The organism is Arthrobacter sp. Rue61a, assembly GCF_000294695.2.
Lineage (GTDB): Bacteria > Actinomycetota > Actinomycetes > Actinomycetales > Micrococcaceae > Arthrobacter > Arthrobacter aurescens_A.
The window spans coordinates 1045504-1058769 of sequence record NC_018531.1; the positions used below are offsets into that span (position 1 = coordinate 1045504).

The window sequence follows — 13266 nt, forward strand, 5'->3', positions numbered from 1 at the left end:
TTGCCCGCCTGGTTACTCCGCCAGTTCCGCGTCGATAGCATCCTTCAACACTTGAACCCGAAGGGGAATCACAGTGTCATGGTGTTTGATTTGGGCTGAGACGTTCTTCGTGAAGACATCTTCAACCAGAGTCGGCATGTCCTTCACGCCGTTAAGGTAGCGCTTGGCGGCAAAGTCGAACTCTGACCTGTTGTTCTTTATCCGGGTGTTGAGAGCCTTGAGTTCGTCGGCAATGGTGAGATATTCCGCTTCCGGGGCATTCCGGGCGGTGGCGTCATCAATCTTTTTGACGTACTCGTCCTTGAGCCGAACAAACTCGTTGTAGTTCTCCTCGGACTTTGCGGTTGTTTCTGCGTGCGATTCGAGCTGTGCAATCTCATTGTCCAAGGTGCGGGCAAACTCAACGTAGGAGATGTTCTTGGACTGCTTGAGTTGGTTGACGGCTTCCCGGCAAGGAACTGCTGCTTGCGTCAACAGCGTTTGGCGTTCCCGGAGGTTGGCTGCTTTGGAGCCGACAAAGAGTCCGCTGCACCCGGCATCTTCCCTGAATAGGCCTTCGAACCGGGGGTAGGACTCCACGAGGCCCTCCATTGAGTCGAGGTAGGCCTGGTAGGAATCGACCAGCTGCGCTACAGCCACACCGATCCCATCCGCTTCTTTACCGTCGCCGTAGCCCTCCTGCACATCGCTCAAGGCAGTCCGTGCGGAATTGACGGCCTGTTGGAACTCGTCCCGCTCTTTGACGGAGTTCTTCTCAGCATCCTCTCGTGTTGCGGGGACGTTGCGGGCCTTCTTATACGCGGCCAGGTAGGTGTTGACGGCGGGCTGGATCTTGTCCCTTGCCTCAATGAGTGCCGTCAGGCGCTCATCTTTCAGGAGGGCCAGGCTATCCCTGCGCTGCTGACCGGCGAAGTTGGTTAGGGCTATTACCACTACCGAGGCAACCACCGCCACCACAACGGCAATGGCAAGAGCGATAAGGACCGGACGGCGCTTACTGCGAACGGGCTCAATGGTCATCGCTATTTCCCCTCACCGGATGCTGCATCAAACTGTTCCAGGCTCTTCTTGAGTACGCCTTCGAATTCGGAATTTGAGCTGTTGGCACTCTCGATGATCTTTGTGTATTTGTCCTTGGTGGCGGTTTCATATGTTGTTTGCGCCTTGGCGAAAGCATCATTGATATCCAACAGTGCAAGGCCGGCGATGGTGCTCTTGCTGAGGCGCTCAAAGGTGTCCTTGCTATCCAGGACTTCCTGTTGCTTGTCCCGCTGCCCGCGGATAACCGCCTCTACGTCCGAGAGCAGGGTGGTGGTCTCGGCGTCGGCACCGTCCTTGGCGGTGCCCAGCGCGGCCAGGCACTCATCGGCGCTCTTGACGTACTCCTGGGCGTAGGTCTCACTGGCAACGTTCAGCGATGAATGCAAGGCCGCACACGGCCCGCCCACGGAGCGGTAGATGTTGGTGGTGTTGACCACCAGCTGATCGTTGTAGGCGATCACCGCACCGTACTGATCCTTGAAGCGCTTGAAGGATTCGGCAACTTCCTGGTCCTGCAGTGCCGGCGATTCCGCCATCTGCTGCAGGCGGTCACGATTCACCTGTGACTCACGCACGATGCGCTCACGGTCCTGGTTGAGGACTTTCTCCTCCTCCGGCTGTCCCGCTTTTTCGGAAATGGCGTTCGAGTACCGTCCGGAGAACTGTTGGACCAAGGGATCGTAGAGATTCATCGAGTTGTCCACGATAACGCGGTGCTTGTCCAAGCGGACAACGTCGGCACGGCCAGGTTCCGCCGGCCGGGAGAGGGCAAACCACGTCCCAAGCCCGGCGGCCACCATGGCCACCACCACGGCGGCAACGAGGATTACCGTACGTCTGGAGCGTCCCTTGCCGGGTGCGCTGAGTGTTTCTTCCAAGCTTTCATCCCCCAAATTTGTGAATCACGTAGTGTTTGCGAACCACTTAGACGTCGTGCTTTAGCCGCTTCACGAAGAGTTTGGTCCGTTCCTGGCGCGGTGCCCGCAAAACCTCGGCCGCCGGCCCGCGTTCCACTACCACCCCGCCGTCCATGAAAATTACCTCGTCCGCCACATGCTGGGCAAAGGCGAGCTCATGGGTCACGATCACCATGGTCCAGCCCTCTTCGGCGAGTTCCTTGATGACGCCCAGCACGTCCCCCACAAGTTCGGGATCCAGTGCGGACGTGGGCTCGTCAAACAGGAGCAGTTGAGGCTTGAGTGCCAACGCCCGGACGATACCCACGCGCTGCTGCTGTCCGCCTGAGAGCTCAAAAGGGTAGGCGTCGCGCTTGTCGGCAAGACCAACACGTTCCAGCAGGCGCTCAGCTTCCGCAATTGCCTCGGCACGAGGCCGCTTCTGGACCTGGACCGGGCCTTCAATGACGTTCTTCAGCACAGTCATGTGAGGGAACAGGTTGTAGTGCTGGAAGACCATGGCGCTGCGGTCGCGGAGCGCAGCCACTTCCTTCTTGCCCACCTTGGCACCGAAATCGATGGCGAGCTCATCCGAGGCATCCCCGCTCCCAAAGGTGACGGTGCCGGCGTCGGGAATTTCCAGGCCGTTAAGGGAACGCAGGACCGTGGTCTTGCCGGAGCCCGAAGGTCCGATCAGGGCCACCACCTGGCCGCGCCGGATATCGATGTCGATGTCCCGCAGCACCACATTGCTTCCAAAGGCCTTGGCCAGGTTCCGTGCCTTCAGGACAGAGGTGGCATGCGGCTGCTGTGCGGGTTCGTTAGTGGGCGACATAGCGGTCCAATCTCTTCTCCACGGCGGATTGCGCTGTGGAAAGGACCAGGCAAATGACCCAGTAAACCAGGGCTGCCTGCAGGTAAAGGGCCATGAACTCCTGGCTGAACGCGGCGATCTGCTGTGCGTTGCGGAACAGTTCGGTGACCAGGATGAGCGAGGCCAAGGAGGTGTCTTTCACCAGCGAAATGAAGGTGTTGGAAAGCGGCGGAACGGACACCCGTGCTGCCTGCGGAAGGATGATGCGGACCAAGGCCTGGGGACGGGACATGCCGATGGTGTGGCCGGCTTCCCATTGGCCCTTCGGCACGGACAGGATGGCCGCACGGATGATCTCGGCAGCATACCCGCCCACGTTCAGTGAGAACGCGATGATGGCGCTGGGCCAAGGATCAAGACGGATGCCGATGCTGGGCAGGCCGAAGAAGATCACAAAGAGCTGCACCAACAAGGGAGTGCCGCGGATCACCGAGACGTAGAAACGGCCGATGCCCGAGAGCAACCAGTTGGGGCTCAGGCGCATCAGGGCAACCACCAGCGCGAGCACCAGGCCGAAGGCAAAGGACGCGAGCGTCAGCGGAATGGTCCCGGTCACGGCACCGGTGATCAGCGGACCGAAGGAACTCCAGATGAGGTCCCAGTTCATCTATTTGGTGACGTCCGCGCCGAAGTACTTCTCCGAGATCTTCGCCAGGCTGCCATCGGCTTGGAGATCGGCCAATGCCTTGTCCACGGCTGCTGTGAGTTCAGTGGAGCCCTTGCGGAACACCATGGCGCTCTCAGTCTTCTCCGGTGCCTCGGCGGCTACCTTCAGGCCCGAGTCGGGAGTGTTCTTGGCGTAGTCCAAGTACGTGAGCTTGTCGTTTACGGTGGCGTCCACTCGTCCCTGCTGCACCAGCGTGGCGGACTGGGCCCAGCCTTCAACTGCCTGGACATTGGCGCCCGCTTCAACGGCCATTTTGTAGAAGTTGCTGGTCAGTGACTGGGCGGTGGTCTTGCCCTTGAGGTCCGCGAAGCTGTTGATGCTGCTGTTGTCCGACTTGGTGACGACCACTCCCGTGGAGATGGTGTACGGCGTGGAGAAGTCGTACTTGGCCTTGCGCTCGTCATTGATGGAGATCTGGTTGGCGATAGTGTCAAAGCGCTTGGATTCCAGACCGGCAAAGATACCGTCGAATTGGGTCTCCTGGAAGGTAGCCTTCACACCAAGTTTCCCGGCCACGGCCTGGGCGACCTCGACGTCAAACCCCGTGAGCTCCCCGGCGCCGTCAGCGTGGAAGCTGAAGGGACGGTAGGTGCCCTCGGTGGCGATGACCAATTCGCCCTTGGATTTCACATCCGAAAGGGACGTGTCCCCGCCGGACTGGGCAGGTGCTGATCCTCCACCGCACGCAGAAAGTGCAAGGGCGGCCGAGGCCAGAGTGGCTGCGAGGACAGAGCGGCGGGTGCGGAGGCTGTTCATGGAGCCATCTTAGTCACCGCCACGGCCAGGCTTGGCGGGCGGCTTGAAAAAGGGCCATTAAAAAGGCTGAGTGGGGGCGGTCCCCAACAGCCCGCCACCACTCATCCCCCCAATTGTGATCACGTGGGCGCCACATCCACCGGAAACCCGTTCTCTGATTCCGGTGTCAGGCTGCAAACCGCGTTCACACATTCATGATTGTGCCACGATCTAATGGTTTTGTGAAAGTCTTACGCCGAGAGACGTTGCTTTCGCCGCGCAAATGACTTGGAGAACCAGATCCCAGCAAGTCCAAGGCACGTGAACAAGGCGGCCGAGTAGTTGATGAGGACCCGCAACCAGGCCTCCGAAAATGGAATAAGGGGGAAAAGTTGGGACGACAAAAGCAGCGAAAGCCCTAGGAGCAGGAACCCCGAGGCCACCCGAAGCAGGACGGGTGCCGTGCTCACAACCGTGCGCCAGATGGCGGGTATCAGGCAGGCGGCCACAAACCCCGGATACAAGCGCCCCATCGCCGCGTAGCCGTCAAGGGACGGCCCCCATTTAAGCCCGCTCATGCCGGCCGAGGATCCCTGGGTGTCCGTGATGACGAAGAAGTAGATTGTCAGGGCACCAATAATCGCCGCAGCAGTGATCCCCAAGGGGCCTCGGATGGCACGCACGGCAGAGGCTGAGCCGAACGCAGTGGCGATCTTGATGCCCATGAAGTAGAACGTGCCGTACAGCAGGAAACGCAGAATCAGATTGCCGATGTTCATCCCGCCGAGCCACCCATCGATGACCAGATAGGGGGCCTCGATACTGATGAAGATGCTCAACGAGATCAGCGAAAATATGTAGAAGACCTCCCGGTTTTCGCCGCGCAATGCGCTGGGGACCCGGGCCAGGGTAATGGCAAGGCAAACCGCCAGCGTGACCCAGGGCAGGACAGCCGTCATCCGAGGTTCTCCCAAATTCGTTCAGTTCGTTCGTGGTCTTGTTCCTGCCGGCGCAGTGTCTTGCCGAGCGCCAGGAGCCGTTCGCCAGCCAGCGTCACCAGTCTGCCCTGCGACAACTTGTCCAGGGCTTCCTGGCGGGCCTCAGGCGGCCATCCGGCTTCGGCCTCCGTAATCAACCCTGCTGCCACCAGTCCTCCCGCTGGCCCCACCCCCGCAGCACGCGAGGTAGCGATGGCCAGTTCGGGCGGAAGCCTGTTGGCGGTCAGGTGGGCGGAGAAGTTCTGTGGGGCAATCCCGGTGGCGTCGCTGACCCGGTGCCGCAACTCGCCGTCGTCGATCGCGTCCACCCAGTTACGCACGGAGGTGGGGTGCGGTGGTTCGGAAAGGCGCGGAGCGGGGGTAGTGCCGGGCTCGCTGCGGTCCACCACTGCGCGCAGCAGGTCTATGGTAGCCACTTGGCTGACCAGTTCGCAGGACGTGGGCGGGACGGGGTCGCCCCGAAGCTCCGCGTAAAGATCGAAAGTGGACAAGGCCTGCACAGGATTGATGTGGAAGCCACGGCTGATACTCACCAAAGTGGACTCGGCCACCTTGCCGCGGACCAACTGCTGCGCCAACGTTGTTCTCTTGATGCCGGCGATCCTGCAGACGTCAGCGGTGCTGGCATCGGGCGCAACGCCATGAAGCCAGCGCTGAAACGCCTTGGACTGTAAGGGCATGTGGAACTTTCCTGGAGGGGCCGCGAGGGCAAAGACGAACGTAAGCCGTTAAGTGGTAGTACGAAACGATTTTACGCCGACGCCACATTGAATTATGCTTGATGATTGAACCCGCTGGTCCGTACACCCCCCAAGTCCGGACCAGCGGGTTTTTCCATGCCCGCGGGAATCGCGGCCTGAATTTCTGCGTTCCCTTGCTGGAGGATAGACGATGACTGCAACTTTGGTGGCCAAGGATCTTGCCGGTGGTCATGGCCACCGCACACTTTTCTCGGACCTTTCCCTGACCGTTGCGCCGGGCGATGTGGTGGGCGTGGTGGGAGCGAACGGTGCCGGTAAATCCACGTTGCTGCGCATTCTCGCCGGCGTGGACCAGCCCCAGGACGGGAATGTCAGCTTGGCGCCCTCGGATGCTTTTGTGGGCTGGTTGCCGCAGGAACACGAGCGCACCGCCGGCGAAACAATTGCGTCATACATTGCCCGACGCACCGGCTGTGCCCAGGCAACAACCGAGATGGAATCCACCGCCGAAGCTCTCGGCTCGGGAGCTCCCGGAGCCGACGACGCTTACTCCCTGGCCTTCGACCGCTGGATGGCCTCCGGCGCAGCAGACCTCGAGGAGCGCATCCCGGCTGTCCTCGCCGACCTCGGCTTGGAGCTTGGCGCCGACGCGCTCATGACCGGGCTCTCCGGCGGGCAGGCTGCGCGTGTTGCTCTCGCTGCACTGCTGCTCAGCCGCTTCGACGTAGTCCTTTTGGACGAACCCACCAACGACCTCGACCTTGACGGGCTCGCCCGGCTTGAGGCTTTCGTCCAGGGCCTTCGGGGCGGCGTCATCCTGGTGTCGCACGACCGCGAATTCTTGGCCCGCTGCGTCACTACCGTGGTGGAGCTGGACCTCGCCCAGAACTCCGTGGCCGTCTACGACGGCGGTTATGAAGCCTTCCTCGAAGAGCGCGCCGTGGCCAAGCGCCACGCCAGGGAGCGGTACGAAGAGTTCGCCAACACCAAAGCCGACCTCGTTTCCCGCGCACGCACCCAGCGCGAATGGAGCTCTCAAGGCGTCCGGAACGCGATGAAGAAGAACCCGGACAACGACAAGATCCGTCGCGCAGCAAGCAGCGAATCGTCCGAGAAGCAGGCGCAGAAGGTCCGCCAGATGGAGTCCCGCATCGCCCGGCTCACCGAGGTGGAGGAGCCCCGCAAAGAGTGGCAGCTGCAGTTCAGCATCGGCCAGGCACCCCGCTCAAGTGCCGTCGTCGCCACCTTGCGTGACGTCGTCGCACGCCAAGGCGACTTCACACTGGGTCCGGTGAACCTCCAACTCAACGGGGGCGAGCGGATCGGCATCACCGGACCGAACGGTGCCGGGAAGTCGACGCTGTTGCGCCTGCTGTTGGGGACCCAGGAACCGGACGACGGCGAGGCCTCCATGGGTGCGTCTGTGGCCATCGGCGAAATTGACCAGGCGCGCGGACTGCTCGACGGCGGGCGGCACCTTGGCGACGCTGTTGAAGCTGTGCTGGTGGACTGGAACAGTGCGGATGTCCGTACCCTCCTGGCCAAGTTCGGCCTCAAAGCGGATCACACCTCCCGCACGGTGGATTCGTTGTCCCCGGGGGAGCGGACCCGGGCGGCGCTTGCGTTGCTGCAGGCACGCGGCGTGAACCTGCTGGTGCTGGACGAGCCCACCAACCATTTGGATCTTCCGGCCATCGAACAGTTGGAGGAGGCGCTGGAAAGCTACGAAGGGGCGCTCCTGCTGGTCACCCATGACCGCAGATTGCTCGAAAACGTTCGGCTCGATTCGCGCTGGCATCTGGAAAACGGACAAGTGCAAGAACTCCATCACAGCCCTAGCCAGGAGAAGTAACCATGAGCATGGACCGCGTGGCCTGGAGCTCGCTGTATAACATCACTACCGCCAAGAGCGGTTCGAAGCCTTTTTCCAAGGAGACCCTGAAGCGGGTCATGGCTTTCGCCGCACCGCATAAGGGCAAGCTCATCGCCTTCGTGGTCGCCTCCATCGCCGGTGCCTTCCTGGCTGTGGCTACTCCGGTCCTGGCCGGCCAGGTGGTGGATGCCATCATCGCCAACGCAGGCGTCGGCACGGTGATCTGGCTGGCCGTCCTCATCGCCATCGTCGCTGTGGGCGAGGCCGGTGTGGGCTTGGTGACGCGCTGGTTGTCTTCCATCATCGGCGAGGGCGTCATCGTGGATCTCCGCACGCGCGTGTTCGATCACGTGCAGCGCATGCCCATCGCGTTCTTCACCCGAACACGGACCGGTGCCTTGGTCAGCCGCCTGAACAACGACGTCATCGGAGCGCAGTCGGCCTTCGCCGGAACGCTGTCCGGTGTGGTCAGTAACGTTGTGGCGTTGGCCCTGACACTTGTGGTCATGCTGAATACGTCATGGCTTGTGACTGTGCTGGCTATGGTGTTGCTGCCGATCTTCCTGATTCCGGCCCGGAGGATGGGTTCCAAACTGGCTGACCTTCGCCGTGAAGCTGCCGCGCACAACGCTGCCATGGGCACGCAGATGACGGAGAGGTTCTCCGCTCCGGGTGCCACTCTGGTGAAGTTGTTCGGCCGCCCGGACGAGGAATCCCGTGAGTTCGCTGCCCGCGCCGGCCGGGTCAGGGATATCGGAATCCGGACTGCCATGCTGCAGTTCACCTTTGTCACCGCCCTGACCCTGGTGTCGGCGCTGGCTCTGGCCTTGGTCTATGGCCTGGGTGGTTGGTTGGCAATCGGCGGGCAGCTTGCACCCGGTGACGTGGTGGTTCTCGCCCTCCTCCTGACCCGTCTCTACGCTCCACTGACGGCGCTGTCCAACGCTCGTGTGGAAATCATGAGTGCTTTGGTCTCCTTCGAGCGGGTGTTTGAGATCCTTGACCTGAAGCCACTCATCACCGAGAAGGCAGACGCCGTGACAGTTCCGGTGGGTCCGGTTGCCGTGGAATTCGACGACGTCCGATTCTCCTACCCCTCCGCCGAAAAAGTCTCACTGGCTTCCCTTGAGGACGTTGCCACGTTGGATACCCGGGGCGGCGAGGAAGTCCTGCACGGTGTGAGCTTCCGGGTGGAGCCCGGCCAGACTGTTGCCCTGGTGGGCTCCTCCGGAGCCGGCAAGTCCACGGTGGCCCAGCTGCTCTCACGCTTGTACGACGTCGACTCCGGCGCAGTCCGCCTTGGCGGGCAAAAGCCCGGAACCGGCGTGGACGTCCGGGACCTCAGTTTCGACTCCCTGCGCGACACCATGGGTATGGTGACCCAGGACGGCCACCTCTTCCACGAAACCATCGCCTCCAACCTGCGCCTCGCCCGGCCGGACGCCACCGAAGACGACATGTGGGATGTGCTCCGTCGGGCACGCCTGGAGCCGATGATCCGGTCCCTGCCCGATGGCTTGGAGACCGTGGTGGGGGAGCGCGGCTACCGGCTCTCCGGTGGTGAACGCCAACGGCTCACCATCGCCCGCCTGCTCATCAAGCAGCCTCGCGTTGTGATCCTCGACGAAGCCACTGCAGCGTTGGACTCCACCAACGAAGCCGCCGTCCAAGCGGCGTTGGGCGAGGCACTCGAGGGGCGTACCGCCGTCGTTATTGCACACCGGCTGTCCACCATCCGTGCGGCCGACGCCATACTGGTGGTGGAGGACGGCAGGATCGTTGAGCGCGGCACGCACACCGAGCTGCTGGCCGCGGACGGCCGCTACGCAGAGCTGTATCAAACCCAGTTCGCGGAAGCCACGGCGGTGGCCGAGGAAGCGGTCCCGGAGCTGTAACCCAGGGCTACTTGGGCGGGGTGAGCGCTGGAAGTACGTGGTCCGTCAACAGCGGTGCCAGGTCCGGGGGAAGCGGCGCGTCGAGGTCCAGCCAGCGGATCTCGGCGATCTCCGCCGAAGGGTGCGCCTCCCATGTTCCGGGTGCAGTGAACACGGTGGCTTCGATATTGGTCGCTGCCTCATTGGCTGCCACAGCCAACCACACGCCGAGCGGCTCCAGGAGGTTCGGTGCTACCGCTATGCCCACTTCCTCCAAAAGCTCCCGCGAAGCGGCTTCAGCAGCGGTTTCGCCTGGCTCGGGCTTGCCGCCCGGGTGCATGAACTTGTCCGTGCCGCTCTTGCGGACAGTCAGCAGTTGGCCGGCGTTGTTGTAGACGCAGACGGCGCTGACAATAATCAGGTCCGTGCCGGTTCCACTCATGGTTGCCTCCCGGCTTCGATTCGGACCAAGTGCGATTCCAGCAGCAGATTCTTGGCCGGCCCACGAACATCCCAGGTGAAACTGAACGAGTCAGGTCCCTCCACAAAGTACTTGACGCGGTATTCGTCGGGGTCGCACCAGTGCTTATCCTGGTTGACCTGTTCGGAGAAGCTCATCACGTGGAAAGGCCTGCCGTCGGGGAAGAACACCTCCATCGAATCCGGGCCGGCTCCGGGTTTCAGGACATACTCACGGAATGCCGGACCCGAATGGGTTGGCCAGTGCATGGTTCCGTCTTCGCGGTAGTCCAGCCCCGCGTCGGGGTTCAGGGTATAGCGCACGACGCCGGTAAAGGTTCCGTTGGTGCCGGAGGTCCGGTCCAGGAGTGTCCGCTCCACGCGCCAGCTGCCGGCCAAGTAGGCCTGCAAGTCCTGGGTGGGCTGCTGGTGGTTCAAGTGCCCTCGATTGGAATCGAACCAACGACACCGGCTTTAGGAGAGCCGTGCTCTATCCACTGAGCTACGAGGGCCTGTGTGTCCATGACTCTAAATCCCACTGCTGGAGCTCGAGGGCCCGGACACGACTACAAGCATACAAGCTGCGGGGGTGCTGCCCGAACACCGCTAGGCTGGCGTTCATGAAAGGGCACACGACTGCACCGGCGCCAGCTGGATCGTTCCTTCCGGATACCCGTGGCATCAGGGCGAACATCGGAGGGTGGGCGCAGCTGAGCGTGGTCCAATACTTCGTGGCTGAGGCCGCCGTGATCGAGGCCTGGGCAGGGCCCGAGCCCTACAGCAGGGCCACCGGATTCATCAGTGACCTCGGAGCAATCTCCTGCGGTATTTACGAGGACCGGGCCGTGTGCTCGCCGTTGCATCTGCTGATGAACGCCTCGTTTGTGGTGCAGGGCCTGGCCCTCATCCTGGGTGCTGTATTCCTGACGGCCGGGCTGTTGAGCGTGGCCGCGCGGGCCGGAGTAACGGCACGACGATTTCGAGCTGTTGCGGACGACTCTCCTCAGACGCGGGTCCTGACCGTGCCCTGGATCCTGGCTGTCGCCATCCGGATCCTCACCGGCGTCGCCGGAGTGGGAACGGTCCTGGTGGGACTGGTGCCCGAAGACCTCGGCTCACCTTGGCACTTTGCGGGCGCACTGATGTTCTTCATCGGGGGAGGGTTTGCACTGCTCCTGTTGGGCATCCTGTGGTTCCGGCAAACCCCGATCAGTTGGTTCCTCGCTGCCTGCGGGCTGGTTTGTATTGGCGCGCTCGTCATTGGAGGGTTCACCGGGATGGAGGTGCCTCAGCCGGGGTTGCTTGAGCGGTTCATGGGCTATCCGGTGACCATTGGCCTCGCTGCGGCCGGCCTGGTGATTGCCCAGCGCACCCACACGGAACGCAAGTTGGCGCGGGCAGGGACGGGCTCCCGCTGAGGTTTGTTGGCGGGGTTCCTGAGGTTTCCGCACCCGTTGCCGCCGATTGCGCCCGTAAGCACTGGTGCGCCGGGCGCGTAGGGGTGCGGTGCTGGGGAACGTGTGGTGCGGTGGGCGTGTAGTGGTGCGGTGGGCGCGCGGGCAGGGGCGGAACGTTGGTCAGGCGGGCTTCGCGCTCTGTCGTCCGAGGAACACGGCCACCACGCCGCACAGGAGACTGATCAGGAACAGCACCCACGACGCGACGGTGACAGCTGAGGCCAACGCGACCGAACCGGCGTCGGGCGTTTCGGCAGCCAGCACGGAATCGATGGCGATGTTGGACCACAGGTGCGCCACAGCGAACAGCAGGGGAGCAGCCCACAGGGTCCACCGCCATGACTTTCGCGCCACATTGGTGCCAATCAGCAGGAGCCAGCTGAAGCCGAAGATCAGCGGAAACAGGGTGCCGGCGGTCTTGTGGATGTAGTTCAATTGGCCACGCGCGGACTCGTCCATGGCCTCTCGAAGCTGGACGATGTAGTCCTGCGAGAAGCCGCCGATCAGCGAATCAGGCATCGCCAGGCCACCGGAGAGCTGCGTCATCTGGTTCAAGGTGAGCAGGTGCAGGTACCAGAACAGGAACAGGCTGGCCACGACGCCCGCGATCACAATGAGCTTTGAATTGCTCTGTGCCTTTTGCGGCGTGCGCTGGGTGGTGGTGTTGATCACGGGAGGCAGCGTGTGATCCGGGACCACTGCCTTTGCTCCGTGCTTCTTGATGCGCTGGGCGGGTGTCTTGGCCATGCCATTCATTATCCCGCCACATAAGCTGGATCCATGACCACCGGCAGGCACACAGCAACTGAACTCGATCCATCACTGGATGACTACCAACTGGCCAGCGCCCTGGTCCGCGAGGCAGGCCAGCTGGCGCTGCTCATGCGGATGGGCGGACTGCAGGGCGAACGCAAGACGTCAGTGTCCGACGTCGTCACTGCAGCTGATCACGCAGCCGAGGCTTACGTCCTGGACCAGTTGCGGCGCTGCCGTCCCGACGACGGCATCCTGGGCGAGGAAGGCACCTCCGTTGCCGGGACAAGCGGCCGGACCTGGGTGATCGACCCCGTAGACGGCACGTACAACTTCCTCCACGGCTCCACATACTGGTGTTCCGCCATTGCCCTCAAACGGGACGACTCGATCCACGGCGGCACCTCGGTTGCCGATCCGGACGTGCTGCTGGGCGCCATCTATCAGCCCGAACTGGACAAGCTCTGGCTGGGAGGGGAGGGACGCCCGGCAACCCTGAACGGCGAATCGATCACCGGCTTCGGCGACCTTCCCGTGAGCCAAATCTCCGCCGCAACCTACATCCACCCCACCTGGTTGGCGGACCCCCGCGCGGCCATGCCCTGGCACGCGGCTGCAGTTTCCGCGGCATCACTGCGCATGTTCGGTTCGGGCTCCTGCGACCTTGGCCGGGTGGCCGATGGCGAACTCGGGTGCTGGTTCCAGCACAGCTGCCCCGAATGGGACTGGCTTCCCGGAAAGGCGATCGTCCGCGCTGCCGGCGGGGACACCGCCGTCGTGCAGGTCAACGGACTGAACTGGTTCGTGGCAGGAGGCCCGACGGCGGTACTCGAGCTAAGCGCGGCCCTCGCCTCCGTTCCCCAGTTCGCTTAGGGCCTGACGCGGGGCACAGGCAACATCGCGGCTGCAGCGCCTTATAGTGTCATGGGCACCGCCTA

The 13266-nt window shown here is 62.7% G+C and carries 14 protein-coding genes and 1 tRNA gene; 4 read left to right on the forward strand and 11 right to left on the reverse strand.

Annotation, left to right across the window (positions count from 1 at the left end):
• Nucleotides 1–12: 12 nt before the first annotated feature.
• From ARUE_RS04940 to ARUE_RS04970, 7 genes are all read right to left on the reverse strand, one after another.
• On the reverse strand, nt 13–1020 hold the full coding sequence (locus ARUE_RS04940) for a hypothetical protein (RefSeq protein ID WP_014920926.1): 1008 nt from the start codon (nt 1018–1020) through the stop codon (nt 13–15).
• Nucleotides 1021–1022: 2 nt separating this feature from the next.
• Nucleotides 1023–1919 carry a hypothetical protein gene (locus tag ARUE_RS04945; RefSeq protein ID WP_286140261.1) on the reverse strand — a complete coding sequence of 299 codons (897 nt, stop codon included), beginning with the start codon at nt 1917–1919 and terminating at the stop codon, nt 1023–1025.
• Nucleotides 1920–1965: 46 nt separating this feature from the next.
• On the reverse strand, nt 1966–2772 hold the full coding sequence (locus ARUE_RS04950) for an amino acid ABC transporter ATP-binding protein (protein WP_011773764.1): 807 nt from the start codon (nt 2770–2772) through the stop codon (nt 1966–1968).
• Entirely contained in the window at nt 2759–3418 is a 660-nt protein-coding gene (locus ARUE_RS04955) for an amino acid ABC transporter permease (protein WP_011773765.1), read from the reverse strand. The genes ARUE_RS04950 and ARUE_RS04955 overlap by 14 nt, the downstream gene beginning before the upstream one ends.
• Nucleotides 3419–4234 carry an amino acid ABC transporter substrate-binding protein gene (locus ARUE_RS04960; RefSeq protein ID WP_011773766.1) on the reverse strand — a complete coding sequence of 272 codons (816 nt, stop codon included), beginning with the start codon at nt 4232–4234 and terminating at the stop codon, nt 3419–3421.
• Between the two features lie 230 nt (nt 4235–4464).
• On the reverse strand, nt 4465–5172 hold the full coding sequence (locus tag ARUE_RS04965; protein WP_014920928.1) for a hypothetical protein: 708 nt from the start codon (nt 5170–5172) through the stop codon (nt 4465–4467).
• Complete coding sequence (locus ARUE_RS04970; RefSeq protein ID WP_011773768.1) at nt 5169–5891, reverse strand: hypothetical protein; 723 nt, start codon at nt 5889–5891, stop codon at nt 5169–5171. Before ARUE_RS04970 ends, ARUE_RS04965 begins: the two co-directional genes overlap by 4 nt.
• Nucleotides 5892–6102: 211 nt before the next feature.
• On the opposite strand from ARUE_RS04970, the gene ARUE_RS04975 reads away from it, so the two are divergent.
• A complete protein-coding gene (locus tag ARUE_RS04975; RefSeq protein WP_011773769.1) occupies nt 6103–7764 on the forward strand; it encodes an ABC-F family ATP-binding cassette domain-containing protein in 1662 nt (553 codons plus the stop codon).
• A gap of 2 nt (nt 7765–7766) precedes the next feature.
• Nucleotides 7767–9680 carry an ABC transporter ATP-binding protein gene (locus ARUE_RS04980; RefSeq protein ID WP_014920929.1) on the forward strand — a complete coding sequence of 638 codons (1914 nt, stop codon included), beginning with the start codon at nt 7767–7769 and terminating at the stop codon, nt 9678–9680.
• Between the two features lie 7 nt (nt 9681–9687).
• On the opposite strand, the gene ARUE_RS04985 is transcribed toward ARUE_RS04980, so the two are convergent.
• The 3 genes from ARUE_RS04985 to ARUE_RS04995 all read right to left on the reverse strand — a co-directional run bounded on the left by ARUE_RS04985 (nt 9688) and on the right by ARUE_RS04995 (nt 10630).
• Entirely contained in the window at nt 9688–10101 is a 414-nt protein-coding gene (locus tag ARUE_RS04985) for an NUDIX hydrolase (protein WP_011773771.1), read from the reverse strand.
• Nucleotides 10098–10556: a DUF6314 family protein gene (locus ARUE_RS04990; RefSeq protein ID WP_014920930.1), complete on the reverse strand. Its 459-nt coding sequence runs from the start codon at nt 10554–10556 to the stop codon at nt 10098–10100. The genes ARUE_RS04985 and ARUE_RS04990 overlap by 4 nt, the downstream gene beginning before the upstream one ends.
• A 1-nt stretch (nt 10557) precedes the next feature.
• Nucleotides 10558–10630: transfer RNA gene (locus ARUE_RS04995), tRNA-Arg, on the reverse strand.
• Nucleotides 10631–10738: 108 nt separating this feature from the next.
• Here ARUE_RS04995 and ARUE_RS05000 point away from each other — a divergent pair.
• Entirely contained in the window at nt 10739–11536 is a 798-nt protein-coding gene (locus tag ARUE_RS05000) for a DUF998 domain-containing protein (RefSeq protein ID WP_011773773.1), read from the forward strand.
• Between the two features lie 159 nt (nt 11537–11695).
• Here the strand turns inward: ARUE_RS05000 and ARUE_RS05005 are convergent, their stop codons facing one another.
• Nucleotides 11696–12322, reverse strand: coding sequence for a hypothetical protein (locus ARUE_RS05005; protein WP_043471044.1), 627 nt, complete (start codon nt 12320–12322; stop codon nt 11696–11698).
• 33 nt (nt 12323–12355) lie between these two features.
• Here ARUE_RS05005 and ARUE_RS05010 point away from each other — a divergent pair, with 33 nt between their 5' ends.
• Nucleotides 12356–13201: an inositol monophosphatase family protein gene (locus tag ARUE_RS05010; protein WP_014920932.1), complete on the forward strand. Its 846-nt coding sequence runs from the start codon at nt 12356–12358 to the stop codon at nt 13199–13201.
• The last annotated feature ends 65 nt before the right edge of the window (nt 13202–13266 follow it).

What these genes read in the sequence shown, in the direction of transcription:
- ARUE_RS05005 (WP_043471044.1), bottom strand. Translation starts at nt 12,322, where the DNA reads ATGGCCAAGACACCCGCCCAGCGCATCAAGAAGCACGGAGCAAAGGCA.
- ARUE_RS04955 (WP_011773765.1), bottom strand. Translation starts at nt 3,418, where the DNA reads ATGAACTGGGACCTCATCTGGAGTTCCTTCGGTCCGCTGATCACCGGT.
- ARUE_RS04950 (WP_011773764.1), bottom strand. Translation starts at nt 2,772, where the DNA reads ATGTCGCCCACTAACGAACCCGCACAGCAGCCGCATGCCACCTCTGTC.
- ARUE_RS05000 (WP_011773773.1), top strand. Translation starts at nt 10,739, where the DNA reads ATGAAAGGGCACACGACTGCACCGGCGCCAGCTGGATCGTTCCTTCCG.
- ARUE_RS04985 (WP_011773771.1), bottom strand. Translation starts at nt 10,101, where the DNA reads ATGAGTGGAACCGGCACGGACCTGATTATTGTCAGCGCCGTCTGCGTC.
- ARUE_RS04965 (WP_014920928.1), bottom strand. Translation starts at nt 5,172, where the DNA reads ATGACGGCTGTCCTGCCCTGGGTCACGCTGGCGGTTTGCCTTGCCATT.
- ARUE_RS04980 (WP_014920929.1), top strand. Translation starts at nt 7,767, where the DNA reads ATGAGCATGGACCGCGTGGCCTGGAGCTCGCTGTATAACATCACTACC.
- ARUE_RS04960 (WP_011773766.1), bottom strand. Translation starts at nt 4,234, where the DNA reads ATGAACAGCCTCCGCACCCGCCGCTCTGTCCTCGCAGCCACTCTGGCC.
- ARUE_RS05010 (WP_014920932.1), top strand. Translation starts at nt 12,356, where the DNA reads ATGACCACCGGCAGGCACACAGCAACTGAACTCGATCCATCACTGGAT.
- ARUE_RS04970 (WP_011773768.1), bottom strand. Translation starts at nt 5,891, where the DNA reads ATGCCCTTACAGTCCAAGGCGTTTCAGCGCTGGCTTCATGGCGTTGCG.
- ARUE_RS04940 (WP_014920926.1), bottom strand. Translation starts at nt 1,020, where the DNA reads ATGACCATTGAGCCCGTTCGCAGTAAGCGCCGTCCGGTCCTTATCGCT.
- ARUE_RS04975 (WP_011773769.1), top strand. Translation starts at nt 6,103, where the DNA reads ATGACTGCAACTTTGGTGGCCAAGGATCTTGCCGGTGGTCATGGCCAC.